This is a genomic window from Candidatus Moraniibacteriota bacterium (assembly GCA_035390125.1).
In the GTDB taxonomy this organism is placed as follows: Bacteria; Patescibacteriota; Minisyncoccia; order Moranbacterales; family GWC2-37-73; genus DAOOTD01.
This window is the reverse complement of the sequence record DAOOTD010000002.1, coordinates 125,207-151,463: the sequence shown is the minus strand read 5'-3', so window position 1 is coordinate 151,463 and position 26,257 is coordinate 125,207. Positions and strand designations below refer to the sequence as shown.

Annotated in this window: 25 protein-coding genes; 10 read left to right on the top strand and 15 right to left on the bottom strand. The window is 36.5% G+C overall.

The features are described from left to right. Positions 1–51 precede the first annotated feature (51 nt). From tsaE to holA, 9 genes are all read left to right on the top strand, one after another. Complete coding sequence (gene tsaE, locus PLR68_02630) at positions 52–474, top strand: tRNA (adenosine(37)-N6)-threonylcarbamoyltransferase complex ATPase subunit type 1 TsaE (protein HOW60616.1); 423 nt, start codon at positions 52–54, stop codon at positions 472–474. A gap of 94 nt (positions 475–568) precedes the next feature. Next, positions 569–1,036 carry a hypothetical protein gene (locus PLR68_02625; GenBank protein HOW60615.1) on the top strand — a complete coding sequence of 156 codons (468 nt, stop codon included), beginning with the start codon at positions 569–571 and terminating at the stop codon, positions 1,034–1,036. A gap of 113 nt (positions 1,037–1,149) precedes the next feature. Next, a complete protein-coding gene (locus PLR68_02620; GenBank protein ID HOW60614.1) occupies positions 1,150–1,341 on the top strand; it encodes a hypothetical protein in 192 nt (63 codons plus the stop codon). A gap of 93 nt (positions 1,342–1,434) precedes the next feature. Continuing rightward, complete coding sequence (gene polA, locus PLR68_02615; GenBank protein ID HOW60613.1) at positions 1,435–4,146, top strand: DNA polymerase I; 2,712 nt, start codon at positions 1,435–1,437, stop codon at positions 4,144–4,146. 128 nt (positions 4,147–4,274) lie between these two features. Beyond that, the gene (locus PLR68_02610) at positions 4,275–5,468 is read left to right on the top strand and encodes a hypothetical protein (protein HOW60612.1); all 1,194 of its coding nucleotides are present in this window, start codon (positions 4,275–4,277) and stop codon (positions 5,466–5,468) included. A 31-nt stretch (positions 5,469–5,499) separates the two neighbouring features. After that, the gene (locus tag PLR68_02605) at positions 5,500–6,204 is read left to right on the top strand and encodes a hypothetical protein (GenBank protein HOW60611.1); all 705 of its coding nucleotides are present in this window, start codon (positions 5,500–5,502) and stop codon (positions 6,202–6,204) included. A 118-nt stretch (positions 6,205–6,322) separates the two neighbouring features. Then, positions 6,323–7,201 carry a bifunctional DNA-formamidopyrimidine glycosylase/DNA-(apurinic or apyrimidinic site) lyase gene (mutM, locus tag PLR68_02600; protein ID HOW60610.1) on the top strand — a complete coding sequence of 293 codons (879 nt, stop codon included), beginning with the start codon at positions 6,323–6,325 and terminating at the stop codon, positions 7,199–7,201. 21 nt (positions 7,202–7,222) lie between these two features. Further along, positions 7,223–8,326 carry a DUF3048 domain-containing protein gene (locus tag PLR68_02595; protein ID HOW60609.1) on the top strand — a complete coding sequence of 368 codons (1,104 nt, stop codon included), beginning with the start codon at positions 7,223–7,225 and terminating at the stop codon, positions 8,324–8,326. Between the two features lie 2 nt (positions 8,327–8,328). After that, positions 8,329–9,294: a DNA polymerase III subunit delta gene (gene holA, locus PLR68_02590; protein HOW60608.1), complete on the top strand. Its 966-nt coding sequence runs from the start codon at positions 8,329–8,331 to the stop codon at positions 9,292–9,294. Positions 9,295–9,401: 107 nt separating this feature from the next. On the opposite strand, the gene rpsT is transcribed toward holA, so the two are convergent. From rpsT to rny, 3 genes are all read right to left on the bottom strand, one after another. Continuing rightward, positions 9,402–9,674, bottom strand: a complete 273-nt coding sequence (rpsT, locus tag PLR68_02585) for a 30S ribosomal protein S20 (protein ID HOW60607.1) — start codon at positions 9,672–9,674, stop codon at positions 9,402–9,404. 189 nt (positions 9,675–9,863) lie between these two features. Continuing rightward, the gene (locus tag PLR68_02580) at positions 9,864–10,145 is read right to left on the bottom strand and encodes an HU family DNA-binding protein (GenBank protein ID HOW60606.1); all 282 of its coding nucleotides are present in this window, start codon (positions 10,143–10,145) and stop codon (positions 9,864–9,866) included. A gap of 187 nt (positions 10,146–10,332) precedes the next feature. After that, entirely contained in the window at positions 10,333–11,856 is a 1,524-nt protein-coding gene (gene rny / locus PLR68_02575) for a ribonuclease Y (GenBank protein ID HOW60605.1), read from the bottom strand. A 366-nt stretch (positions 11,857–12,222) separates the two neighbouring features. On the opposite strand from rny, the gene gpmI reads away from it, so the two are divergent. Then, positions 12,223–13,794, top strand: coding sequence for a 2,3-bisphosphoglycerate-independent phosphoglycerate mutase (gpmI, locus tag PLR68_02570; protein HOW60604.1), 1,572 nt, complete (start codon positions 12,223–12,225; stop codon positions 13,792–13,794). A 70-nt stretch (positions 13,795–13,864) separates the two neighbouring features. On the opposite strand, the gene PLR68_02565 is transcribed toward gpmI, so the two are convergent. The 12 genes from PLR68_02565 to PLR68_02510 form a co-directional block, all read right to left on the bottom strand. Continuing rightward, the gene (locus PLR68_02565; protein ID HOW60603.1) at positions 13,865–14,449 is read right to left on the bottom strand and encodes an ATP-dependent Clp protease proteolytic subunit; all 585 of its coding nucleotides are present in this window, start codon (positions 14,447–14,449) and stop codon (positions 13,865–13,867) included. Between the two features lie 54 nt (positions 14,450–14,503). Next, positions 14,504–15,799, bottom strand: coding sequence for a trigger factor (gene tig / locus PLR68_02560; GenBank protein HOW60602.1), 1,296 nt, complete (start codon positions 15,797–15,799; stop codon positions 14,504–14,506). A gap of 98 nt (positions 15,800–15,897) precedes the next feature. Next, positions 15,898–17,904: a sodium-translocating pyrophosphatase gene (locus tag PLR68_02555; GenBank protein HOW60601.1), complete on the bottom strand. Its 2,007-nt coding sequence runs from the start codon at positions 17,902–17,904 to the stop codon at positions 15,898–15,900. Positions 17,905–17,993: 89 nt separating this feature from the next. Further along, positions 17,994–19,217: a transcription termination factor NusA gene (gene nusA, locus PLR68_02550; GenBank protein HOW60600.1), complete on the bottom strand. Its 1,224-nt coding sequence runs from the start codon at positions 19,215–19,217 to the stop codon at positions 17,994–17,996. Between the two features lie 112 nt (positions 19,218–19,329). Further along, entirely contained in the window at positions 19,330–19,827 is a 498-nt protein-coding gene (locus PLR68_02545; GenBank protein ID HOW60599.1) for a pilin, read from the bottom strand. Between the two features lie 44 nt (positions 19,828–19,871). Continuing rightward, positions 19,872–20,234 carry a hypothetical protein gene (locus tag PLR68_02540; protein HOW60598.1) on the bottom strand — a complete coding sequence of 121 codons (363 nt, stop codon included), beginning with the start codon at positions 20,232–20,234 and terminating at the stop codon, positions 19,872–19,874. 123 nt (positions 20,235–20,357) lie between these two features. Next, positions 20,358–20,705, bottom strand: coding sequence for a hypothetical protein (locus tag PLR68_02535; protein HOW60597.1), 348 nt, complete (start codon positions 20,703–20,705; stop codon positions 20,358–20,360). A 73-nt stretch (positions 20,706–20,778) separates the two neighbouring features. Further along, complete coding sequence (locus tag PLR68_02530) at positions 20,779–21,051, bottom strand: hypothetical protein (GenBank protein HOW60596.1); 273 nt, start codon at positions 21,049–21,051, stop codon at positions 20,779–20,781. Between the two features lie 5 nt (positions 21,052–21,056). Then, entirely contained in the window at positions 21,057–22,394 is a 1,338-nt protein-coding gene (locus PLR68_02525; protein ID HOW60595.1) for a hypothetical protein, read from the bottom strand. 10 nt (positions 22,395–22,404) lie between these two features. Next, positions 22,405–22,803 (bottom strand): hypothetical protein, encoded by a 399-nt coding sequence (locus tag PLR68_02520; protein HOW60594.1) that lies wholly within the window; start codon positions 22,801–22,803, stop codon positions 22,405–22,407. 42 nt (positions 22,804–22,845) lie between these two features. Beyond that, the gene (locus PLR68_02515; protein ID HOW60593.1) at positions 22,846–24,807 is read right to left on the bottom strand and encodes a type IV secretion system protein; all 1,962 of its coding nucleotides are present in this window, start codon (positions 24,805–24,807) and stop codon (positions 22,846–22,848) included. Positions 24,808–24,989: 182 nt separating this feature from the next. Continuing rightward, a complete protein-coding gene (locus PLR68_02510) occupies positions 24,990–26,051 on the bottom strand; it encodes a LysM peptidoglycan-binding domain-containing protein (protein ID HOW60592.1) in 1,062 nt (353 codons plus the stop codon). Positions 26,052–26,257 lie beyond the last annotated feature (206 nt).

The window sequence follows — 26,257 nt, the reverse complement described above, 5'->3', positions numbered from 1 at the left end:
GCTGCCGTTTTTTATTGCTTATTTTTCTTTTATGTTATATGTTTTTGCTATATGGCCATTACATCATTTGTTACAACTTCATCAGTTCAGACTAAAAAGATTGGCGAAATATTAGCTAAGGAACTTCGTGGCGGAGAAATAATCTGCCTTTCCGGAGACTTAGGTTCCGGCAAAACTACTTTCACACAAGGAATTTTAAAAGGACTTAAAATTAAAGGCCCTTTTACCAGCCCAACTTTTAATATAATAAAAACATATAAAATTAAATCAAAAATTATTTATCATATTGATGCTTACCGTATTGAAGCTAAGGATTTATTAGAATTAGGCTGGAAAGATTTCGCTGGGAAACCAAACTCTATCGTCATTATCGAATGGGCGGAAAGAGTAAAAAAAATAATCCCCAAAAATTCTCTTTGGATTAATTTTAAATGGATAAGAGATAAGGAAAGAAAAATATCCCTAAATGAATAGAGTTTGCCACACCCATTGACAAAAAGCATGAATAGTGCTAATGTTTATGGTCTTCTTTAAAAATAAAATAAATCAAGAAAGGAAGTGATGCGCAATGCTTGAAAGAGTCAATGATTCTGATTTAAGCGAAAAAATACAAGAAATGATTTTAAAATTGATTGATCCTATGGAAGAAGGGATGATAAATTTTATTTTTGTCACTGATGTTCCTTTTTTAGGATACACCATTTTTAACGAAGGGTTGGGAAAACATTTCATTCTTATAAACATAAAAGTTAAAGAAATGATTTGTGAAGAAGCGGCTGTTGAAATTGTATATGCAATGCTTTCACATGAGATCGGACATGTAATAAAAGATCGTGAATCACATGAAACCAGTTGCATAGAAGCAGACAAAAAAGCACTAGTGCTTTTGGGCAAGATATATAAAAACCCAAAAGAAGTTTTGTTAAAACAAATTAATTATGCAGAAAAAAAATCTCTGGAAAGCAACGCCACAAAAAGAGAAAAGGAAATGACAATTTCTCTTGCCAAAAGAAGGCGTAATGCTTTAAAAACTTGATTTTTTTCAAAAAGTATGCTACAATGGTAGCATAGACAAGAACGGGTGAGTTTTCCCCGTTCTTTTTTATTTATAATAATTAACTATTTTGGCAAAAACCAAAAAAAACTAATATGGGAAAAGAAGACATGTTTTTAAAACCTATTCCACCAGATTTAAATGATTTTGATGATTTAGATATCAAAGAGAAAAACGAGGCGGAAAAAAAGGAAAAAATAAGGACCATTGGTCCTGATGGGACAATTATAGAATCAAAGAGTATCAAGGAACAGATTGAAAAAATAGAAAATTGGGACAGACAATAAAAAAATAAATTGATCTAAAACTTGAAGCGGGTTAAGTGTTTGCACAGCCCGTTTTTTGTTTGAAAAAGCTTCTTTTGAATGTATAATGAATATATGGAAAAAAAGACAAAATTATCCCAAGGCGGGAAAAAACTTATTTTAATTGATGGGAATGCGATTATTCATCGTTCCTATCACGCTTTGCCACCTCTTTCCACCAAAAAAGGCGAACTAGTCAATGCTGTTTACGGATTTTCTTCGACCCTCCTTAGTGTCATAGAAAAATTCAAGCCGGATTATGTGGCTGCTTCTTTTGACCTGGCAGGACCGACTTTCCGCCATGAAAAATTTGAGAAATATAAAGCTAACCGTGTAAAAGCCGATGATGAGCTTTATGCCCAAATCCCACGAGTAAAAGAGGTCGTGGAAAAATTCAATATTCCCATTTATGAAAAAGCTGGATTTGAAGCCGATGACATTATTGGAACTGTTGCAAAACAAGTTGAAAATAATGAAGAGCAAATTGAAACAATTATCGTGACCGGCGACATGGACACGTTGCAGCTTATCGATGACAAAACAAAAGTATATACTATGAAACGCGGCCTAAGCGATGCTGTTATATATGACGAGGAAAAAGTTTTCGAGCGTTATGGCTTAAAACCAGAGCAGCTTATTGATTACAAGGGACTTAGGGGTGATCCATCAGACAATATCCCGGGCGTCAAAGGCATAGGCGAAAAAACGGCTGTTGATCTGCTTAAAAAATACAAAGACATTAATGGGGTTTATAAAAATATCAATGAAATTAAGGGTGCAGTTAAAGAAAAACTGGAAAGAGATAAGTCCAACGCTATTCTAAGCAAAGAATTGGCCACCATAACCCTGGATGCGCCAATAAAATTTGATTTGGAAAAATCCAGGCTGCATGATTTTGACCGCGACAAAATAGTAAAACTTTTCAGCGAGCTTAATTTTTACAGCCTTATTAAGAGACTTCCTGATTCTGGCAAGCAGATTAAACCTGAATATGCAAATGGAAATACCGGAGTAAAAGATTTCAAATATTTTATTGCTGATGAAAAAAATATCGCCGAGATTATTTCCGAACTGAAAGATGTCAAAGAAATTACCATTGCCACAGAAATTAATAATGGAATTTTAAATGACATCGCCCTTTCCTACAAAACCGGACGCTCGGCTTATTTCCCTATTGATAATATAAATCCGGAGATAAAAAACATCTTGGAAAATCCTGCCATAAAAAAAATTGGCTTTGATTTGAAATCCATATTCAAACAATTATCTAGCGCAAATATAAATCTGCAAAATATTTATTGGGACGTGATGATTGCCGCCTATGTCCTGAACCCGGGAGAAAAAATAACACTGGAAAAGCTTGCGATGTCAGAATTGGGAGAAGAAATTGATTTTGGGAAAAAACAAAAAATTCAGTTGTCACTGGTTGCCAGTGAAGAAGATAAGGAAAATGCTGCCATGGAAACATGCAAAAAAGCTGACTATGCCTTGAAGCTTAAGCTTTCTATGGAAAAAGAAATGGCTCGCATCAGCGAAGAACAGAAAAAAAATAAACATGTGCCAGGAAATTTAGAGAATGTTTTTTATAATATTGAGATGCCACTGGTGAAAATACTGGACAAAATGGAACTCGAAGGCATTGAAATAAATACTACTATTTTCAAAGGCATTTCAGAAAAAATATCAGGTACTCTCCAAAATCTTGAAAAATCAATTTATGCTTTGGCTGGTAAAGAATTCAATATTAATTCACCACAACAGCTAGCAGAAGTTCTTTTTGTTAAATTAAAACTTCCGACTTTTAATATAAAAAAAGGTAAGACCGGTTTTTCTACTGCAGCAGATGAACTGGAAAAATTAAAAGACAGTCATAAGATTATAAAAAAGATCGAAGAATATCGGGAACTTTTCAAATTAAAGACAACCTACCTAGACACAATACCTAAACTTGTTGATAAAAATTCTCGTATCCACACCACCTTCAATCAGGCAGTGACTGCTACCGGCCGACTTTCTTCAGCCGAACCAAATTTACAGAATATTCCGATTAAGACAGAATTGGGTCAGTTGCTTAGAACTGCTTTTGTTGCCAGAGACGGGTATAAATTAATCAGCGCTGATTATTCTCAAATAGATCTTCGTTGTGTAGCTCATGTTAGCAATGATAAAAAACTTATTGAGGCCTTTCATCGCGGAGATGATATTCACAAGCTGACTGCAGCAGAAATTAATAAAGTAACTCTTTCGCAAGTTACTGAGAAAATGCGTTCAGGCGCTAAAGCTCTTAATTTTGGAATTATCTATGGTATGAGCGCCTATGGTTTTTCACAGTCAGCTGGGATTTCAAGGGAAGAAGCGCAAAGATTTATAAACACTTATATGGAAAAGTTTGGGGATGTAGCTAGGTACATGAAAAATACTCGCGAATTTGCCAGAAAAAATGGTTATGTGGAAACATTGCTGGGACGACGCCGAAATATTCCGGAAATCAATTCACCTAACATGCAAGTTGCCAATGCTGCTGAACGCATGGCTATCAATATGCCAATCCAGGGATTAGCTGCCGATATAATGAAAATAGCCATGATAGGTGTTCATAATGAATTTTCTAAAAATGATAGTGTTAAAATAATTCTGCAAATTCACGATGAAATAATTCTTGAAGTTAAAGAAGCTATTGCTGAAGAAGTTGCTAAAAAAGTTAAAGAAATTTTGGAAAATATCATCAAGCTCGAAGTTCCTCTCGTTGCCGATGTCAAAATTGGAGATAATTGGGGAGAAATATAACTTTAAAATCAATACTTTTTACAACTACCAATAAATCATTTAGATATTGACAAACATAGTATTTTATGCTATGTTTATTTGTTCTTGTTCTTTAAGAACAAAATAAAATATGAAAGGTGGTGAGCAAGATGCGTATTATCCGTAAACCGTGGTTTATGAAGCTGGGTTTGCTGTTTTTGTTCATTTTCTTTACAGGATTGCCGCAATCTTGCTGGCAACTTCATAAAGAGAATGAGGCTAAAGTCCCAGATATACCGAGAGAGGAACTTTTTAAAAGACAACAAATTCTTCATAAATACATGGAAGAAAAAGTAACCAAGGCAAAAGAAAAAAAATCTCGTGGAGAAGTTTATACAGTCACTGATTATTTTAGCGATCTAAAAGATTTTTCCCGAAAAGGTAAAGAGATGGGCATAGATGGTCTTGGGACAGTTTCTGGTGTATCAGAATTGAATCAGATCAGCCGAGATAGTTTAAAAACTAAAAAAGATTATGTCGCCTTGGAAAAAGCACGGGAAGATTACAAGGAATTTATTGATCCTGCTCGAATTCCAAGAGAAAAAGCTCAAGATGAATTGAAGGCTCTTGGCTGGCGCGGAGTTTTAAAATGGTTTTTGTTTGTTTATTTTAGATTTATGCCATTTGCTTTCATGCTGTTCGTTATTTGGGCGAGCGAAAATAAGGACAAAGAAAAAAGCATGTTCCCTAGACCGTTGAGATTTTTGCTGATGCTGATTTCTTACCCAGCAGTAATTGGTTATATTTTTATCCAGTGGGTGAAGAAAAAGGAACGGCATTATTTGGTTGAAGCCGAGTACAGAAGAACCAAGCAAAATCTCTTTACTTATTTATCAAATGAAGAAATTCAAAAAATAAAAGAGTTCAGAGAAAATGCTTTATCTCTACGTTCTTGGAGAAACCAGCTGGCAGAAGCAGGTTTAACACCGCGACACGGATTGGCTCTGGCATTAATTGCCACATTACTGATCAGTTTCATTCCGAATTTAGTGCAGGCGGAAACAAAAGCAAAAGCCAAAAACTTTTTGCCCGAAACTGCTTGGGAACAAATTGCGGATCAAGGTCAGCACTTAGCGCGGATGAGTATATCTAGCGATAACCAAAGTCAAAAAAATGTTGGCCAGCAAGATGTTAATTCACTGATTGTTGAAACTTTTAATCTGCAAGTTGTTTTATCTTGTAGTATTAATAAGATTCAGAAAAATTTATTGCGGCTGAAAGAATTCTGCCGTCAAATCGATCATGTTCCAATTTTTTCGGTTATTCAGTGCAAAGTTAAAGTATTAAATTTAATTACTGAATAACCGGAGGTTTCCTCCGGTAAAGGAGGAAAATATGAAAAAGTTTTTCATTTGGATATGTGTAATGTTTTTGACGGCAGGTTCAGCTCTCGCCCAGGATGCAAATTCCGAAAAAATTTCCGGATCAATCGATATTAGAATTAGTGACTTTGTCTATCCGGAGAAAGGAGAAAATATAACTGGCCAATCTTTGAACGCTTTCTGGAAATACAAACAGTATTCCGGTTTGCTGGAAACCAGTTATATCAGCGAAAGTCACTCGTTCACAATTAAGCCCTCAATCCAGTTTTCCAAAGGACCGTTGTCGGCTTTAGTAGGATTGTCCACTAACGATACAGGCAGTGATTTTTTCCAGGTAGGAATTTGGTATGCAGATAGTTTCGGGAAATTCAAGGTTTTAGTGGATGCCCGAAATTACTTCAGCATAACAAGTCAGGAAAATGGATACATCGATAATTTTGTGCGAGTTATGTATCCTATTACCGATAAGCTTTCGGCTGGAATTGATTTCGGTTATGATCATTGGTGGGAAGGAAACGAACACAATTGGTATTTCTTCGGCCCGAGGGCAGTCTACCAAATAACCAAAGATGTAAGCATTTACATTCGAGTTTCTCGCGAATGGAATGTTAAAAAAGTTGCGGTAGAAACAATAGCGGAATCAACAACAGTGACCACAATGGAAAGGGAAACAGATATAACTGATAAAATTCGGTTAGGTCTGATTATCGCCTTCTAATTTCAACCCCTCTCGTGGGCAGTCAGAACTTATGACTGCCCACTTTTTTTATTTTTTATATAAGTGTTATACTTTGTATATCTCTAAAAACCATAAACGACCAACTAAAAACTGATTTATGCCAGAACTACCCGAAGTACAAACAATTGTTTCGGATCTGAATAAAAAAATTGTCGGCTATACGATAGCTGATTTTTGGAGTGACTGGCCAAAGGCCATCAGAAATAAGACGTTAGCCAATTTTAAAAAAGAAATAAAAAATAGAAAAATATTGGGAGTGCGAAGAATTGGAAAAAATATTTTTATTGATTTATCAGATAGAAAAACTTTATACATTCATCTTAAAATGACCGGACACCTGCTGGTAAAACCAGAAGAAAGAAACAAGAGACAAAAGACGAAAGACAAAAATTATTTTAATGATAAGGTAAACAGCTATATTCATCATATTTGGAAAATTAAAAAAAATAAAAATAAAATTAATTTGGAATTTTCTGATGTTCGAAAATTCGCTAAAATTGTTTTAGAAGATACAGATAGAATCAACAACCTTAAAGAAATAAATAAACTTGGCGTAGATGCAACCAGCAAAGAATTCGCTCTGAAAAAATTTAATGAAATTCTAGATAAAAGGAAAAATAAGTCAATTGGTTTAGTGCTTATGGAACAGGAACTTATTGCAGGAATAGGCAATATCTACCGCAGTGAAATTTTATATTCAGCCGGAATTTTACCGCAAAGAAAAATTGCATCCTTATCAAAAAATGAAATTAATAAGATATATAAAGCCACTTTAATTGTGCTTAAAAAAGCCATAAAAATGCGTGGAACATCTGACAGTGATTATAGAGATACAGACGGGGCTCCGGGAAAATTCCAAAAAGCATTAAGAGTCTACCGTCGAGCTGGAAAAAATTGTATTAAGTGTGCTACAATAATCAAGCGAATGACTTTGGGCCAAAGAAGTGCTTTTTATTGTCCAAAGTGTCAAAATTAATAATTTAACAAAAAAAATAAAATGGACAGGAAACAAATAGCCATTATAGTGCTTATTGCCGCAATTATCGTTGGCGGAGTTTTTTATTTTGCTAAGGGTCGGCAAATGTTAAGAAGCAAAAAAGGTAAACAAATCCAAATAACCAATGTTCCCGAATCCACCGAGCCATCAAATCAAGGCGATGTCAGTCCCATCACAGGGATTGGCTGCGATAACTGGAATAAAAGGACATTTGCTGTAATGCAACCAGCTGACGTTCCTGCCCGTCCTCTAGCCGGACTGTCACAAGCTGATATGGTGATCGAAATGCAAGCTGTTTATGGCAGTATCACGCGTCTCATGGGAGTATATGGATGCACTTTACCGGAAGAAGTTGGCTCTCTCAGGAGTGCAAGACACGATTTTGTGCATATCGCTAAAAGCCTAGATTCAATTTATGTGCATTGGGGAAGAGCTGATATAGAGCAATTCAGGGATGTGCTTAATAATGGAATTATTGATAACATGAATTGCAATAATGATGCCGGAAAATCAGCAGGACAATACTGCTTCAGAAAAGAAGGAATGGAAAGAGGAGTTGATTCCGGCTATGCAAAATTTTCGGAAATTTTAGTTGGAGCTAAATCTTTTGGATATAGCACAGAGAATAAATTTGTAGGATATCCGCACCAAACAGAGATTGCTTTAGACCAAAGACCAAATGGCGGCAATCTTAGGGTTGCCTACGCTAAACCTTATGATGTTGAATATGATTATGACAAAGCCAGCAATTCATATCTTAGAACCTGGGGAGATGTGGCTGATACTGATCGCAACACTAAAGAAAGAATTGCACCAAAAAACGTGGTAGTTATGATCGCCGATGCTGCTCCAATCAAGGTTGGAGAACAATATGTTAATGTTCAAGTTGGAGACCCATGGTTTGACACTATTGATTCAGGCTCTGCTTTCTACTACATGAACGGCCAACAATACAAAGGCACTTGGAAAAAAGATAGAAGCAAAGTTGAAAGCAAACTCATGTTTTATGATGAATCAGGACAAGAAATAAGATTCGTTCCCGGACAAATTTGGGTTAACATTATAGACCCGGGACAATCATTAAGGTGGACTCCTTCTGCGTAAATATGTTTATTTTTCTATACGGCGCTGATACTTTCCGTTCATTAGAAAAATTAAGCGCCCTTAAAAATAAATATCTGGAAAAGAACAGCTCAGGTACTGACCTGAGCGTTCTTGACTATGACAATGCTTCTGCAATTAAAAACTTATCTGATATCCTGTCGGCACAGGGACTTTTTTCCACTAAGCAATTAATAATAGTTAAAAATATTTTGCTCAGCGGATCAATTGAGAAACAAAAAGATGTTTTAGAATTTTTAAAATCACGAGATGAATTAGAAAATGATAATGATGCGATAATTGTTTTTTTTGAGAAAGACAGCCCGAAGAAAAATAGTTCCTTGTTTAAATTCTTATCTGCCCATGCTAAAAGTCAGGAATTCTCTCCCTATGACGGAGCACATCTCGCAAACTGGGTATTGGCTTACGCCAAAAAAATATCCTCTGATGTTTCTTTTTCCAGAAATGCTCTTAATATGCTTTTAGCCGCTACTGGAAATGATTTGTATGTTTTAAGCAATGAGATTACAAAACTTATAAATTATAAGGGCAGCGGAATTATAAAAGAAGAAGATATCGAGCTTTTGGTAAAATCCAAAATTGATTCAACTATATTTGAAACAATTGAAGCGCTTTGCAGTGGAGATAAGAATCGTGCCTTAGCACTCCTGCATGAACAATTGGAAAAAGGGGAGGATATTTTTTATATTCTTTCTATGTACGCCTACCAACTGAGAACTATTTTGAAAATTGGCGATTTTTTGTGGCAAGGGATCTCCAATACTTATGATATAGCCAAGACCTCTAAACTTCACCCTTATGTTGTCCGAAAAACACTTCCACAAGCCAAGGTTTTAGGTGAAAAAAAAGCTAAACAAATATTTTGTGACCTTGCTCAAATAGATCAGGACGCCAAAATCGGAAAAATTGACCCTGTTCTAGCTTTAGATATTTTTATTGTTTCCCTGTAAAAGTTTTCTTCTTTATTCTTCTCTCCTGATTAAATAGAGGTGTCACGATTTGACAGAGAAATTTAAAAACATCCCACTTAATCGGGATGTTTTTAATATTTTGAAGATTATTTTTTGAGAGCGACTTTTTTAACTAAGGCATTAAGTCTGGATTTCTTTCTGGCGGCTGTGTTTTTTTTAATTACCTTTTTTTGCGCAGCTTTATCGATGGCCTTGATTGCAACCTTAAGAGATGCTTGCGCCTCATCTATTTTTCCCGCTGAAAGATATTCTTTGGTTTGTTTCACAGCATTTTTTAGGACACCTTTAATTTTCCTGTTTTTGAGTGTCTTTCTTTCAGTTACGCGCATGTATTTTTTGGCTGATTTTTTGATTGGCACTTCAGTTTATGAAATTTCGCATCCTGAGAGCATTAGGAGGGCGAAATTTACAAAAATTATTAATTACAAAACTTCTTACATTATTAACATAATAATTATCTTTTGGCAATAGTCGCATTTTTTTACAATAAAATCCCCATAAGGGGATTTTATTTCCATCTTTTGAATTTACATTTAAAAAAGACAGATTTATTTAACAGCTTCTTTAAGAGATTTACCGGCAGTGAATTTAGGAACTGTCATGGCTGGAATTTGTATTTTTTCTTTTGTCTGAGGATTGATTCCTTCACGGGCAGCTCGCTTAGAAACGCGGAAAGTTCCGAATCCTGTCAAAGTTACCTTGTTTCCCTGGCGGATTTCGTTGGTGATTTTTTCTTCAAGAGCTTCTAAAAAGCTTTCTACTGCCTTTTTTGAAAGGTCAGTTTTAGCCGCAATTGAGTCTATAAGAGCATCTTTGTTTATATTTGCCATATTATCACCATCCTTTCTATTTTTACCCTTATTAAATTATACTGCATAGTCACTAATCCATTAGATATTTAACAGGGTTTATTTTATTTATTGGTTATTCAGCTTACATTATTATACTATTTATCCCGCAAATAAAGCAAATAATGTTATACACATTACAAAAAAGCGGATTCTAGATTATAAATTTCTATCTAGCATACTCTACGCTCCTTGTCTCTCTAAGTACGTTTACTTTTATTTCTCCGGGATATTTAAGATCCTGCTCAATTTTATCAGCAATTTCTCTGGCTAATTTTAATGCACCGAGATCATCGATTTCTTCAGGTTTAACAAAAACCCTTATTTCTCTCCCCGCTTGAATTGCATATGTTTTTTCAACACCGGCAAATGAATTTGCAGTTGACTCTAGTTCTTCCAGTCTTTTAAGATATTTTTCTAAAGTATCTTTTCTGGCTCCTGGCCTACTGGCAGAAATCGCATCAGCTGCAGCAATAATAAAAGATTCTGGAGTTTCAAAAGGATAATCTTCATGGTGTGATTTTACCGCATCAATAACTTCCTTAGGCATATTAAATTTTTCCATTATTTTTATGCCAATCTCAACATGGGTTCCCTGTATTTCGTGATCAACAGCTTTGCCTATATCGTGCAAGAGACCTGCTTTTTTTGCAACAGCAACATCAGCCCCCAGTTCTGCAGCTAATGCTCCAGAAAGATGTGCAACTTCCAATGAATGAAGGAGAACGTTTTGTCCAAAACTTGTTCTGTATCTTAAGCGACCAATAAGGTTAACAATTTTTGGATCAAGCCCAGCTATACCTAAGTCATAAGTGGCAGCTTCTCCTGCTTCTTTAACCTTGGTATCAATTTCTTCCTTAGCATAATCTACAGCTTCCTCAATTCTAGTAGGATGAATACGCCCATCATTGATAAGTTTTTCCAAGGCTATACGCGCAATTTCTCTTCTTACAGGATCAAATCCGGAAATAACTACAGCCTCAGGAGTATCATCAACAATTATTTCGACTCCTGTAAGTTTTTCAAGAGCTTTAATATTGCGCCCCTCTCTTCCAATTATTCTCCCCTTAACCTCATCTGAAGGTATAGAAACAGTTGTAGTTACTACTTCTGCAGAATGAGATCCGGCATATTTCTGAATAATACTTGTCATTAGAGTTTTGGCTCTTTTTTCTATGTCTTCTTGCCCTTCTTTTTCTATTTTTGCAATACGCTGGGCAATTACTTCACGATTTTCCTCTTCTGTAAGTTGAAGCAGTATCGCTTTAGCTTGCTCTTTGGAAAGACCGGCTATCTTTTCAAGCCTATCAAGCTCTTTTTTTCTTGCATCTTCTGCTTCTTGTTTTATTTTTCTTACTTCTTCAACTTTCTGTTCAAGCATTTTATGATTTTTTTCTATCTCATCGGTTTTCTGATCAATTATGGTTTCACGTTTTTCCAGTCTTTGTTCAGTTCTTAATATTTGATCTTCACGTTCTTTTTCCTGTTTTTTAGCCTCTTCAAGAATTTCAACTGCTTTATTTTTGGCATTTAAAACAGTTTCCTGCGATTTTTTCTCAGCTTCTTCGACCATTTTTTCAATTTTTCCTTCAACAGTATCTAGACGTTTGCGCGCGATAATCTGTCTTCCCACATAACCAATAAGACTACCGGCTACTACGCCGACAATTGCAAATAATATTGATATTCCCATAAGTTTTCATTCGACACGAATGAATTGCAACACAAAGTTAAAGCAAGCGCTATGCGCTTTACGACTGAATGCAAGTTTTTTTTGTTTCTGAAGTAAAAATAGACTTCATGATAGTGCAAAATCGTGCTTTAATGTCTATTCTGTGTTATAAATCATTTCGAGCCGTTCAAGTTTTTATATATTATAGAAACTAACAATCAACAAGTGCGTTACTATTCAGTTGATTGATACGCATATATTTTGACGCAAAGGCGTCCATATGCTTTACCATGCTAACGCAAAATAAACTTTTTGTCAAAAAATTCTATAAATGCTATTATAAGTAATGTAAAAAAATATTAAATATTTAATTTTGGTAATCAATATATGTCAATGAAACCAGTTGTACTTGTCGTTCTTGACGGATGGGGAATAAGTAATAATACCAAAGGAAACGTCCTAAAGGAAACAACACTCCCTACTATAGAAAAACTTAACAATAATTATCCAACAACGACTCTCCAAGCATCAGGCATTTCTGCTGGACTTTTTTGGGGAGAGTGCGGAAATAGTGAGGTCGGACACATAACCTTGGGTGCAGGAAAAATTGTTTATCAGAATCTGCCACGCATAACTCTTTCTGTGCAAAATAGATCTTTTTTTTCTAATCCTACATTATTAAAAGCCATGGAATCAGTTAAAAACAATGATTCCAATCTTCATATAATGGGACTTGTAGGACAAGGGAGTGTTCATTCCTATCTAGACCATCTCTTTGCTATTTTAGAAATGGCAAAAGAAAAAGAGCTTAATAACAAGGTTTTTATCCACGCCTTTACTGATGGACGGGATTCTCCGCCCACTTCAGGAGTGAAAACAATAAAAGACATACAGGATCATATAAAATCGCTAGGTATAGGTAAAATTGCTTCACTTTGTGGAAGAAATTGGTCAATGGATAGGAATAACAATTGGGATAGAGTTGAAAAAGCCTATCGATTAATAACAGAAGGCAAGGGTGTTCAAATTTCTGATCCTACAAGCTATTTAGAAGATTCTTACGCTAAAGAAATTAGCGATGAATATATAGAACCCGCAATAGTTATTGAAAATGGAAAACCAATAACTACAGTAAATGATGGTGATGCAATTATATTTTTTAATTTTCGCGAAGATCGTGCCCGGGAACTGACTAAAGCATTTGTACTTCCGGGTTTTGAGAATTTTAAACGCGAAATGTTAAAAATAGATTTTGTGACTATGGTAGAATATGAAGCAGATCTTCCGGTAGAAATAGCTTTTCCTCCAATAGTGCTTGAAAAAGGCCTCGGGGAAATACTTAGCAAAAACAAACTTAAGCAACTCAGGATCGCTGAGACAGAGAAATATGCACATGTTACATATTTTTTTAATGGAGGAAAGGAGGAACCATGGCCAGGTGAAGACAGAATACTTGTACCGTCTCCCGCAGTTTCAAAATTTGATGAAGCCCCAGAAATGAGTGCTGCAATTATAACTGAAAAAGTGATAGATGCAATCAAAAAAAATACATACGATTTTATGCTTATAAATTATGCCAACGCTGACATGGTCGGACACACCGGAAATGAGAAAGCTTGTATGGTTGCTGTCCAAACTATAGATGAAAATCTTTCACGTTTAATCCCGGAAGTTCTGAAAAATGGAGGATGTTTGCTTATAACAGCTGACCATGGGAATATCGAAGAAATTAAAAATTCCCATACAGGACAGGTTGACACAGAACACTCTACTAACCCCGTCCCTTTATGGTTTATAACAGCCAATAATCATCGCTCAAAAAGCCCAGAAGAAATAGCGCGCCAACAAAGTGAAGTTGGTGGACTTCTTAGTGATATTGCACCTACTATTCTTGAAATTTTAAATATCGAGAAACCACCTGAAATGAATGGAGAAAGCCTATTGTCAATATTAAAATAGTACTTAAAAAAATTGTGCTAAAAAAATCTCCCGCATGGGAGATTTTTATATTCATGAAAAACAATAATTTTTATGATATCACCTTATCTACAATCCCATATTCCTTTGCTTCTTTAGCATTCATAAAATAGTCGCGGTCAGTATCTTCTTCAACTTTAGCAATTTTCTGTCCAGTATGTTTTGCCAAAATCTGATTCAGTAAACTTTTCATTTTAAGAATATGTTTGGCATGAATATCAATATCTGAGGCTTGCCCTTGAGCTCCCCCCATTATTTGGTGAATCATAACTTCAGCATTTGGCAAAATAAAACGCTTTCCTTTTTTTCCTGCCGCTAGAAGCATGGATGCAGCCGAAGCTGCTGTTCCAATGCATATTGTCTGTACGTCAGAACGGACATATTGCATAGTATCATAAATTGCCAACGCACTGCTTACAATTCCTCCTGGGGAGTTTATGTATAGCTTTATATCTTCCTTGGGATTTTGCTGGTCAAGAAAGAGAAGTTGAGCAATTACAGAATTCGCAACATTATCATCAATGGCAGTTCCCAAAAAAATTATCCTGTCCTTAAGCAAACGGGAATAAATATCATAAACTCTTTCTCCGTAATTAGTTTTTTCAATTACGGTGGGGATAAGATACTGGCTTTTCATAATTATTGTTCCTTATTAATTATAAATTCCAAAAGACAAAAAAATAAAAAGATTTTATATTTTTTCCAACATTTCTAAAACCTTTTCATTTTGCATCATTCCCTTGATATAGTTATACAATTTTCCCAAATCAATATTCTTTTCCACATCTTTAATTTTCTTATACTGCGCCAGAGTTTTATTCATTTCAGCTTCTATTTCTTCACTGGCAACTTTAATTTCTTTTTCTTTAATTATTTCTTCAAGAGCTAATGCGGCTTTCACGCGCTTAATCGCCTGGGGCTCCCATTCATGCTCTAATTCTTCAATTTTTTTTCCTATTTGCTGTAAATATTGGTCAAAAGACATGCCCATACCTTGAAGTTGCATGTCGAACTCATTGATCATTTTATGCAGTTCTTCATGCACAAGCAAATTCGGAAGATCAACTTCAGCAAATTCTATCAGGATATCTATAATTTCAGCACGGTGTTTATTTTTAAGTTCATGTTGCTTTTCTTCTTTCATCCCTTCAGCCACACTTTTCCGCATATCTGCCAGATCTTTAAATTTTCCCAATGACTTAGCAAATTCATCTGACAATTCAGGATATTTTCTTTCCTGAACTTCATTTACCGTCACCGTAAACTGAGCGGGACTGCCAGCCAAATTTTTCTCGTGATAATCTTTGGGAAAATTAAGTTCAAAATCTTTTGTTTCCCCAACTTTCATACCTACTATCTGCTCTTCGAATCCAGGAATGAAAACCCCTCTTCCAAGAATTAGCGGATGATTTTTACTAGAACCGTTTTCAATTGGAACTCCTTCTTTCTTGATTTGAAAATCTAAAATAACATTATCTCCGTCCTTCGCTTCACGCTCTACTTTTATGTGTTGCACGCGGCTTTTGGCAATATTATCGATTTCTTTGTTTATTTCATCCTCTGAAACATCAGCTTTTTTCTCGGCATATTTCTTATTTATTTTTTCAATTGAACTTTTCCATGGTTTCATTTTAACTTCAGGAATAACTGTGCAGATAATCTTGTATTCTAATTCATTTTCTTCAGCTAATTTTAAAATTTCAGCCTGCGGTTTTCCAATTGCATCAACCTTTTTTTCTTTTACGACTTTCGGATACGTTTCTTGAATCGCACGTTGGGCAGCAGCTTCAAGTAATGCGCCTCTGCCAACTTTTTTTTCAACTATATCACGTGGAGCTTTCCCGTTGCGGAATCCCTCTATTTTTATTTCTTTGGAAAAATCCGCAGTCGCCATATCAATATATTTTTTCCATTCATCCCATGGAACATGGACCCTGATTTCATTTTGAGAATCGGGAAGTTTTTTAATTTCTGATGTTATAGGCATAATATTATATTAACAATTGGGAAAAAATTATTTTTTGCAATTTCATAATAAAAAAACTAGAAAAAAGAAAAACAAAAAATAACCTCCGCATTAAAATTTTAGATAATAAATCCAGCAATTAGCAAGGCGACGATGTTCATGATCTTAATCATCGGATTGATGGCAGGACCAGCTGTATCTTTGTATGGATCTCCGACAGTGTCTCCGGTCACTGCAGCTTGATGGGCAAATGATCCTTTGCCACCATATTCCCCATCTTCAATGAATTTTTTGGCATTATCCCAAGCACCCCCGCCAGAAGTCATAGAAATAGCCAGAAAAACTCCTGTAACTATTGAGCCTACCAATAAACCTCCGAGGGCTTCCGGACCAAGAATAAAACCTACTATTATTGGAGCAACCACCGGAAGAATTGCCGGTATAACCATTTCTTTCAAGGCTGCTTTAGTCACAATATCAACGCTGCTGGCATAATCAGGTTTAGCTGTCCCTTCCATGATCCCTTTGATTTCACGGAACTGCCTGCGGACTTCTTCTACTACAGAGCCGGCAGCTTTTGAAACTGCGCGCATGCTGATAGAGGAAAATAAATAAGGTATCATACCGCCAATCAATAGCCCTGCTAAAACATTAACATTATCAAGCCCGAAAGTTATTTTTGCACCTTTCTCAATAAGTTCTTGCGAATAGGAAGCAAAGAGTACTACAGCAGCCAGCCCAGCTGAAGCAATGGCGTATCCTTTAGTGACAGCCTTTGTTGTGTTACCAACTGAATCAAGAGCATCAGTAACTTTCCTGATTTCAGGACCAAGCTCTGACATTTCAGCAATACCACCTGCATTGTCAGTTACAGGACCAAAAGAATCTATAGCTACAATAATTCCTGCCATAGAAAGCATGCTCATAGCAGCAATTGCCACTCCGTAAAGTCCAGCTAGCCAGAAAGAAGCCATAATACCAGCTACAATAACTATTATTGGCATAGCCGTTGATTCCATACCCATAGCTAAACCCATAATAACATTAGTTCCATGTCCGGATTTTGAAGCCTTGGCTATTTCCTTCACCGGACGATAGCTTTTTGAAGTGTAGTATTCAGTTATGACAACCATGCCAGCTGTTACCAAAATTCCGATTACGGCAGTTAAATAAACACTTATAAAATCCGTTCCACTTCCTTCCATTAAATATTTTGTTACTGGATAAAAGCCAACAAGTGCAAAAACAGAAGAAGCTATCAAGCCTTTATACAATGCTCCCATTATTTTTTCTCCATTATCTTTATCCTTATCACTAAGACGAACGAAGTATACGCCTAAAACTGAAGCTATGATAGAAACAGCTCCTATCGCTAAAGGAAAAACTACGGCGCCGCCAAATGCTGTGAAAGTTAACGACCCAAGAATCATTGCCGCAATAGCCGTAACTGCATATGTTTCAAAAAGGTCAGCTGCCATTCCGGCACAGTCACCTACATTATCACCAACATTGTCAGCAATAACTGCAGGATTGCGAGGATCATCTTCAGGAATGCCAGCTTCTACTTTTCCAACAAGATCAGCTCCGACATCGGCTGCTTTGGTAAAAATACCTCCTCCAAGCCGCGCAAACACGCTGATTAAACTGCCTCCAAAACCAACTCCAACCAAAGCTTTTATATCTCCATTCGTAAACCAATAAAAACCAGCTACCACAAGAAGTCCCAAACCAATAACCAGAAGACCAGTTACTGATCCAGCTTTAAAAGCTACATCCAATGCTTTTTTTAGTCCCGTTTTAGCTGCCTCCGTTGTCCTGACATTGCCTTTAACTGAAACATTCATGCCTATATATCCAGCTAAAGCTGAAGCAGCAGCTCCAATCAAGAAACCGAGACTGGTATTGAAATCCAGAAAATAATAAAGGGCTACAGCTACAACAATTGCCACATAGGCTACAGTTTTATACTGGCGGTTAAGGAATGCCTTTGCTCCTTCCTTGATGGCATTTGCTATATCAACCATTTTTCCTTCTCCGGCCGGCATTTTGTCGACTAACCAGCTGAGATAAAGAGCAAAAATGATCGAAAGCATTGCTGCGATAATCGCATAGATTTCTACTGACATAATTTTTATCTTATTCCCATTGTCTTTTTTGATACATGCAAGACAAAATAGAAATAGAATTTATTTAAAAAATTAATAAACTAAAAAATTTATTCTTCAACCTGTCCTTCTTCAATATTTTCCTGTTCTTCTTCGTTGTTTTGAGTGGCTTGCCCAATTACATCTATTTTCCATCCGGTTAATTTTGCAGCCAAGCGCACGTTTTGCCCCTGCTTTCCTATAGCCAAGGATAGTTGGTCTTCAGGAACTAAAACTTTGGCTTCTTTTTTATTCTCATCGATATCCACAGAAATAACTTTTGCCGGGCTGATTGACGCTGCAATAAATTTTTCCGGTTTTTCGCTCCATTCGATAATATCTATTTTTTCTCCACCCAGCTCTTCGATTACAGCTTGCACACGTATTCCCTTTTGACCGACACAGGAACCAATCGGATCTATTCCTTCTTCAGTTGAAGCAACTGCTATTTTTGTGCGTGATCCAGCTTCACGGGCGATTGATTTTACTTCAACTGTACCGGCAAAAATTTCAGGAACTTCCAGCTCAAAAAGTTTTTTCACCATATCTGCATGAGTTCGGCTAAGTGTAATTCCGGGTCCTTTAGGATCAGATTCTACTTTATATAAATATACCTTGACTCTTTGCCCGATTCTGAATATTTCTCCATGAACTTGTTCTGAAGGAAACAAAACTCCCACAGACTTGCCGAGGTCTATGTAAACATTTCTGCCTTCGATGCGCTGTACCGTCCCGCTTATAACTTCGCCTTCTTTTTCTTTATATTCAGAAAACATCGAATCTCTTTCTGCTTCGCGTATTCTTTGTATGATGACTTGTTTGGCAGTTTGGGCAGCAACACGTCCATATTCGCTTTTATCTTCAAGTTTTATTTCAATAACATCTCCGACTTTTGCGTTCTTTTTTATTTTTTTTGCGTCTTCAAGCACAATATCCCTCTCTGGATTGTAGCGCATCAATCTTTCTCCATCTTCCAATTCTCCTGAGACTTCCTCTTCATTTATCTCATTTTCTTCCCCCGGCTTGATAAATTCCCTCAAGGTTTCATCAACCACATCCTTCACTAAAAAAAACTTAGCCTCTCCTGAAACTTCATTGAATTCAGCCCTGATTCTTTGTCCGCGCTTGCCGTAATCTTTTTTATAAGCAGCCGCTAAAGCCGCTTCTATGGTTTCAATAACAACATTTTTCGGTATGCCTTTTTCTTCAGCAATTTGCATTATAGCACTTCCGAATTCCCCCAGCCTGCCGCTTGGGTTTTTGTTTTCATCTGTTATTTTTTTGCGCTTAGGCATAAGATTAAATTATTTTTAAAATTATTATTTCTTATTAAAAAGAGTCCGCATCCATGCGAACCCACTTCTTTCCATCCGTTTTAATATTAGCAATAATCCTCGCAAATGTCAATCAAAACGTACTGTTTCCTCCCAGAGCAGCCTGAATCGCCACAATTATGATATACCCAGAAAGACCCACGATAACGCCTAAAATAGAATACAAAGCATTGCGTTTTGCCTTTTCGATCTGGTCGGTGTCGCCGGATGAAGTAATATATAACACGCCGGATATCACAAATGAGATGAGCGCAATGGTTGAAAATATTCCCAATAGCCATTTTAATACGCTGGAAAGAATTCCCGGAATATCCTGAGAGTCTGGCAACCCTGTTTCATCAGGGAAACAAACCCCGCCGACAGGTGTAAAGCCTGCACCGCAATCTCCTTCACCATCTCCTCTAAGAGCTCTGCATGCACGAGTACACTCAGTATCCGTAGGAGAACAACCCAGTAGACAACTAGCATATTCAGCATCCCCAGCTTTTGTTATATCAACACTCACAAAAAACAAGCTTACAAAAGATATTGCAACAAAAAATAGAAAGATATTTTTTCTTGTTTTGATCATTTTTTTAGCAGATTATTGGTGATAAAAATAGGTCATTAAGAATTTTAGAATGTACCGCTACCCATTAAAAAGCTATCCACAGCTGCTATCAGGATAATACCGGAAAGGCCGACAATAATTCCTATCAGCGAGTAAATCATAGCTTTTTTAGCTCGTGCAATTCCGTCTTCATCACCTGCGGACACTAAATACATAATTCCTGAAATTATAAAGCCTATAACTCCTAAGACTGCAAAAATTCCCAAAAGCCAATTCAAAAGACCCTCGAGAATTCCGCTTATGGTTCCCGTAGGAAGACCATAATCATCTCCTATTTGCCATCCTTCTCCATCTGCGGCCAGAACAGACATTGGAAAAAGTAGAATTGTTGAAATAATAGTACCCAATGTTTTCTTTTTGATATTCATTTTTTTAAAGTATAAAAAATTATTATTATAATTTAATTATATCATAATCCTTAAATTATGTACACTTTGCAAAAAAGACGATTCCGAGGAATCGCCTTCTGCTTTTATATGCATACAAAAAATTTAGAAACTGCTGCCACCGCCCAACATTGACTGCACCGCTTTGATTATTATGACTCCCATAAGAGCCACGATAATACCTACCAACGAGTAAATCATGGTTTTCTTGCCACGAGCGATCTGGTCTTCATCTCCAGCAGCTGTAAGATATATAATTCCAGCGATAACGAATCCTATAACTGCTAAAATACCTACGATAGCTAAAAGCCAGTTCATAAAACCAGTGATTATATCTGTAAGGGTTGCATCCGGAAGATCTGCATCAGGCACATTGATAGCCAAAACTGCTGATGGAGCAATTGCGATTAAACTGGCGATTGCATAAAAAATTTTTTTAACTTTATTCAGCATAGTAACACCTCCCATTCTAGTTTATAAATTTTTTTATTTATTTTAAACTTTCCTTTATTCGTTTGAATCCTGATTAATTTAAAAAACTGCCGATAAATCTGATTATTATCATTCCTCCTAAGGCAATGACGATTCCCAGTATTGAGTATTTGGTGGATTTTTTTGCAATCTCTATTCTTTTATAGTCGCCGGCTGAAAAAAAATACATTATTCCAGAGACAACTAATGATATTATAGCAATTATTCCCATTATTGACAATAAAAAAGACAGAACATTCGCTCCAATTTCTCTTACTGTAGGAGCGTCTGTAATAACTCCTGCATATGCTGTATTTATGATATCCATAATTTTCAGCCTTTTAAATCAACAATGTTTCCTCTTATTTTTGCCTGTAAAGTTTGTTCTTCATCCGTTTTTTCTTCATTAAAATAAGCAGACGGCTTGATGACCCACGGTTTTATTTCAGATGCTTTATTTCCAAATGTTTTTTCTCTATCTGCTTGTGGCGTTGGGGTCATAAATGTTTTTTGCTGGCTAATCGTACTAGCAGGCCTTATTGGTTTTTCATTTTCTTTTTCATTTGAAAACTTTTGCGGAGAAGAAAAACTTACCTTGCCTTCATCCACAACCGAACCTCTTGAATCATCCTGATTTGAATTTACTATTTTTTGTTCCGGCAAAACGCTCGGCTCCGTCAAGTCCTTGAAGTTGGGAGAATATTTTTTATTTTCTTGGGGCGGCTGATATTTCGGAACTTGCAGATAATTATCTTCTATAGCAGCAAAGCTATTAGACTCTTCATTTTTTGAATACATATTTATTTCTGCTGTTTGTCCGCTCCGGCTTGGCAAATTTTCAGTTTGTTCATTTGGAAAAACCTTGCCTTCTGTGAAAATAATCCGTTGCAGTTCCGTATCGATGATTAAAGGAGTTTTTTCGTCCAGTGATTTAAGAATCAATGAAAGTTTCTGCCTTTCTACGGGCGTGAGTTTTTTCCCATTTTCGCTGTGAAATAAATAATTCGCCCTATCGACTGTACCATGCTTTCCGCTTCCCATGTTGTCATGGAAATCAGTAATCCAGTTTCTTATAGATGGCCTGACAGGCGTAGGAAAATATTTGAGTTTCAGCTGATTGATAGTAATGTTTTGTTCTCCCAGTTCCTTGTATTTTTGCAATGCTTCTGAAAGCGGCAACTGGATTCTTCTTTCTGTTTCGCTCTGGGCAGGACTTTTTTTGGCCGAAGGCTTAGCCGAAAGCATGATAAGTTTGCTTATTATGTTTTGTTCAAGAAGCTGCAAAGTCAAAGCTTTAGTATTCGGGGGAAGCAATATTCTTTTCTGCAATTCCTGTTCTGCCTCACTCCATTTTTTGCTTTGCGCAACGCTCCACACAACTTGAGGAAGAATGCTTCTGCCTTTCATATCAAGTCCTGCCTGTCTGGCTATATTGTCATAAATGGAAATCAGATCAAATCCCAAGAGAAAATCAAGGACATCCGAATGCATGGCACTGATTTTATACGGAAAAATTTCAGCATTTTCATATGTTGTTCTCCATTTTTCAATAAGGTCTTCTTTTATCTCTTCGGTTATTTCATCCGCTATTTTCCTTTCCTCATTCAAATCATACTGGCCGGCATTATTTTTGGGAGAGATGTTGTTTTGATTTGTATATATGACTGTCATTTTTTGTTTTTTAGAATTCAAAAATTACTCTGTTATCCCTGATATACCGCATGACATTTTTTATTCTGTCCTGATTAGTTGTGCTGCTTCTGCCCAAATCTTCATCCATGGATTTTGCAATTTCAAAAACTTCTTTCAGCACGTAGCTCTGGCTGATTGCTTTCATAAGCTCTCTTTTGTAATCAGCTGGAGCGTTTTTGGCTATATATTCAATATGTTTTTCATTAAGACCGGCAATGAAAGCGGGATAAGAAAAAGCAAAATAAGTCGGCAACAACACAAGCTGGCTATCAGAAGCAAGCACATACAGCGCAAGCAATTTCTTTTGTTCTATCGTGTCCTGTTCAAAAGAAACGTGCGGCAAAGAAAATTTATTCGTCAGTCTGTCTTTTATAGCATCTATATCCATAACAATTTATTAAAAAATATTCTTGACATTTTTATCTGTATATTAAACAAAACCAGCTCTCTGTTTTGCAGGTTTTGGTGGAGGAGGTAGAGGAGGTGGAGGAGGTGCCTTATGCTCATCATCCTTAATTTTTTCGCCTTTCTTCCTTTTCTGGGCGTTCTTATTTTCTTGAGCTAAATGAGCCCAGTGATTTTTTACAATTGACTCCATGTGAGATTTTTGGAAAGAATTCATTGCGGCCTTATGTTCATTAGATCCCTCTTCAAAAGTACCATTATCAACTAATTTTTGTGCCTCTATTTTTCCTTGTTCAATTGACTGCCTTATATTGTCCGCATTGTTTCTAATGTTATATTCAAAAGCAGCTTTTGCTCCTGGATCTTCTCTCATTTGTTTGTATCTGCCAACGAAATCATTTACCTCTGAATCTTTTGATTCGTCTGTTATTTGATTATTATTTTTAATAAAATCATTCATTTGTTGTGCAGTATGTCCAGTGTCTTCAGAATTCTTAATTCTCTCAGCCTGTTTTTTAGCTAATTCATCAAATTCCGTGTTCTGATATCCTTTGACTCTTGCCTTAGCATTTTCTCCAAACTTAGGTGTCCATTTGCCACCAGTAGCTTTTCCAATACCTTTTGATATTTTTTCACCTGCAAAACCAATTCCAGTATCTTCCCATTTATTGAGTCCTTTGGCGAAGCTTCCCCCAAAACGTTTCTTGTCAATCTCTTTTTGGCGTTCATCACGCTTTTCTTTATACATCTTCCAATTCTTTGCAGCCCAATTTCCGCCAGCTGCCATGGCTGTAGCTGTACCGGCAAATTTTGCAAATTTCTGTCCTGCCCCAACCACTGTATCCGCCCCTGCGATTCCCAATGATTTTGCTACTCCCATGCCCATCCACAAAATGATTATGGGAATAGCAAACATGGAAGCACTGGCAATCCATTCGCTTGCGCCAGGAACCGATGCAGCATTGTCAGCGGCCGACTGTTTAAATATATTTTCACCTATTGATTGGTTTATTTTGACAGCAACTCCTATGACAAAAATCATTATCGGACCAAAAAAAGAATAGCTGAAAAGATTTTTCCACCAGTCGTCTGCAAATTTACTGGTTGCGGGAAAAATGTAACCGACAAAACCTATCGGCGAAAACATAACCAGGATTACCAGGGCTATAAGCCTTATAGCAAAAAGAACTGCACAAACCAAGAGTGTTATTCCCAAAATAAAAGACATTATGATATTCATAACCTGATACATTAGCATCGTAGTTCCATCAGCATCATGGCCCCACAATGCCGAAAGTCTTGATTCATCCCCCAACTGGGCAAAAATTGCGTTTCCTGTAACTGCGCCAGTATTGTCACCAAACATAGAATTAACAAAATAATACATAGCTACATTCGCAACATCAATAAAAAAGCATGCAATTGGAAAACTGAAATTAACCAGCAGGGCATTGATGAGAATGTTGAGCCAGACTTTTTTAAGGTTCCATTTTTCGATCTGGAAAATAGTGCAGAAGGCGGAAAAAAGAAGGACTAGAATAAAAAACATATTGAAAGTATCCCGCACCATAATCCAGATATCCTTAACAACTGGATTATTGTTCAATAAACCTTTATCTCCGGAAATTAAATCAGGATTAATAACTGCTGAAAAAAGAGAAGCTGCCACGCCGATTAGAAAACTCATAACGCCTTGAATTGCACTCAAGATAAAGGATATGGCAGTGACAAAAACTGCACTTGCCCCATCAAGTATTCCCCCAAAAAATTTACTTAATAAACCCGGTTCTTCGGGTTTTTCAGGAACAGCGTCAGCGGCAAAGACCCCATGAACCGCCAAAAAAAAGACGCAAAGAAAAATGCATCCGGCGACCACAAAAGTTTGGAATTTTTTGTCCCGCAAAAGACTTGCCAGTTTAACCCTGGAAATTCCAAAAAATAATTTGATTTTGCAGAAAAATTTTTTGTTTTTCGAGATCAGATTCATTAGGATTCCAATCTAATTCTATATGTGAAAATTATAGCATACTTTCGTAATGTCAGGCAATAACTTTAATCAAAAAATAAAAAGCCCCTTTTAACAAAAACGGGGCTTTATTTATTTTCACGAAAATATTTTATATTTATATATAAAATTTAACTTTTTCAACCTGTTTTAACCAGCCAATTTTAATAAATGAAACCTTTAATAACTCTGCTTGAAGTTGAGATTGTTCTGCGACTTGTTTTTGCATAACCGACATAATTCATTTCAGAAACAGTAAAACTGTTTCCGCTGACTTTTTCAACATAAGCCACATGACCATAATATCTGTTCTCGGTAGTCACTACGATAGCTCCTGGTCGTGGAGTTTTTCCGGTTGCATACCCGGCAGCTTTTGCATGGTACAGCCATGTTCCAGCGTTGCCACCCCAGGGAACATAACGTTTCTGGGCGACAAACCAAGTGCAATATCCATATGGAAATCTATGACCAGTGCCGGCTTTCCCTGAAAGAATTCTGCCCGTAATCTGGGGAACTCCTCCTGCAGTATTCGCATATTGCCTCTTATTGATTAAGGATTGGCTGCTGCTTGGAACAGCTGGCTTAGGAGCTTCTCCCTGGCCATCAGGAATAATTATTTCTTCTCCCACTTTTATTTCTCCATTCGCTGGCAAATCATTAAAGGCTATTATTTTATCTTTTTCTGCTTTAAATTTATTAGCGATAGCATCAAGATTGTCTCCCGATTTTATGACATATTTTACTCCTGAAACAGGCAGAATGAACATAGTATCTCCTGGCATTATGGAGTCGGCATTACTGATGTCATTTGCCCACAAAATAGTATTAACCGAAACTCCATTTTTTTCAGCGATTGAACCGAGAGTGTCACCGGATTGTACAATATACATTTTAACCCCGCCCTCTTCTTCAGGATCTTTCATCGGATTGGCTCCGCCAGAAACCAGCATTATTCCGTCATCCTTTATAATGCTCCTGTTTGAATCATCTTCTTTTTTTTCTGGTTCAATGGATGTGTTTGATTTGGAAAGGGGAACAAGAGCTAAATCATTTTTTTTATTTACCTGTCCGCTTATTTTACTGCCATTCACCGCTGGAATGGTCTCAGCTGATGCATCCCAATAACCAAAAAGAAGTTTGCCATAATTATTGCCTGAGGCAACATTTGTTGCTGAAACAAGAAGTGAACTTGATACCACCACTGCAAAGGCTGAATAATTACGCAAAACGTGGAGCAGTTTTATGGTTCTGTGCTCCTTTATGAAGTTTGCTATTGAGCGTTGTTTAAGATGAATTTTAGTGTTTAAGCCCTTGAGGTCAATTTTTCTGATTGATTCGTATATATAAGAAAAAATGGATTTTTTGCTAATAAATAAGTCCTTTCGGTTGGTTGACAGGCTTAGAGAATAATGATAAAAAACCGCCTCATGTC

What these genes read in the sequence shown, in the direction of transcription:
- nusA (HOW60600.1), bottom strand. Translation starts at nt 19,217, where the DNA reads ATGCCTAAGCGCAAAAAAATAACAGATGAAAACAAAAACCCAAGCGGC.
- PLR68_02625 (HOW60615.1), top strand. Translation starts at nt 569, where the DNA reads ATGCTTGAAAGAGTCAATGATTCTGATTTAAGCGAAAAAATACAAGAA.
- PLR68_02520 (HOW60594.1), bottom strand. Translation starts at nt 22,803, where the DNA reads ATGGATATAGATGCTATAAAAGACAGACTGACGAATAAATTTTCTTTG.
- polA (HOW60613.1), top strand. Translation starts at nt 1,435, where the DNA reads ATGGAAAAAAAGACAAAATTATCCCAAGGCGGGAAAAAACTTATTTTA.
- PLR68_02545 (HOW60599.1), bottom strand. Translation starts at nt 19,827, where the DNA reads ATGATCAAAACAAGAAAAAATATCTTTCTATTTTTTGTTGCAATATCT.
- tsaE (HOW60616.1), top strand. Translation starts at nt 52, where the DNA reads ATGGCCATTACATCATTTGTTACAACTTCATCAGTTCAGACTAAAAAG.
- gpmI (HOW60604.1), top strand. Translation starts at nt 12,223, where the DNA reads ATGTCAATGAAACCAGTTGTACTTGTCGTTCTTGACGGATGGGGAATA.
- PLR68_02515 (HOW60593.1), bottom strand. Translation starts at nt 24,807, where the DNA reads ATGAATCTGATCTCGAAAAACAAAAAATTTTTCTGCAAAATCAAATTA.
- PLR68_02605 (HOW60611.1), top strand. Translation starts at nt 5,500, where the DNA reads ATGAAAAAGTTTTTCATTTGGATATGTGTAATGTTTTTGACGGCAGGT.
- PLR68_02610 (HOW60612.1), top strand. Translation starts at nt 4,275, where the DNA reads ATGCGTATTATCCGTAAACCGTGGTTTATGAAGCTGGGTTTGCTGTTT.
- PLR68_02555 (HOW60601.1), bottom strand. Translation starts at nt 17,904, where the DNA reads ATGTCAGTAGAAATCTATGCGATTATCGCAGCAATGCTTTCGATCATT.
- PLR68_02620 (HOW60614.1), top strand. Translation starts at nt 1,150, where the DNA reads ATGGGAAAAGAAGACATGTTTTTAAAACCTATTCCACCAGATTTAAAT.
- mutM (HOW60610.1), top strand. Translation starts at nt 6,323, where the DNA reads ATGCCAGAACTACCCGAAGTACAAACAATTGTTTCGGATCTGAATAAA.
- holA (HOW60608.1), top strand. Translation starts at nt 8,329, where the DNA reads ATGTTTATTTTTCTATACGGCGCTGATACTTTCCGTTCATTAGAAAAA.
- tig (HOW60602.1), bottom strand. Translation starts at nt 15,799, where the DNA reads ATGCCTATAACATCAGAAATTAAAAAACTTCCCGATTCTCAAAATGAA.
- PLR68_02580 (HOW60606.1), bottom strand. Translation starts at nt 10,145, where the DNA reads ATGGCAAATATAAACAAAGATGCTCTTATAGACTCAATTGCGGCTAAA.
- PLR68_02525 (HOW60595.1), bottom strand. Translation starts at nt 22,394, where the DNA reads ATGACAGTCATATATACAAATCAAAACAACATCTCTCCCAAAAATAAT.
- PLR68_02595 (HOW60609.1), top strand. Translation starts at nt 7,223, where the DNA reads ATGGACAGGAAACAAATAGCCATTATAGTGCTTATTGCCGCAATTATC.
- PLR68_02540 (HOW60598.1), bottom strand. Translation starts at nt 20,234, where the DNA reads ATGAATATCAAAAAGAAAACATTGGGTACTATTATTTCAACAATTCTA.
- PLR68_02535 (HOW60597.1), bottom strand. Translation starts at nt 20,705, where the DNA reads ATGCTGAATAAAGTTAAAAAAATTTTTTATGCAATCGCCAGTTTAATC.
- rny (HOW60605.1), bottom strand. Translation starts at nt 11,856, where the DNA reads ATGGGAATATCAATATTATTTGCAATTGTCGGCGTAGTAGCCGGTAGT.
- PLR68_02565 (HOW60603.1), bottom strand. Translation starts at nt 14,449, where the DNA reads ATGAAAAGCCAGTATCTTATCCCCACCGTAATTGAAAAAACTAATTAC.
- PLR68_02530 (HOW60596.1), bottom strand. Translation starts at nt 21,051, where the DNA reads ATGGATATCATAAATACAGCATATGCAGGAGTTATTACAGACGCTCCT.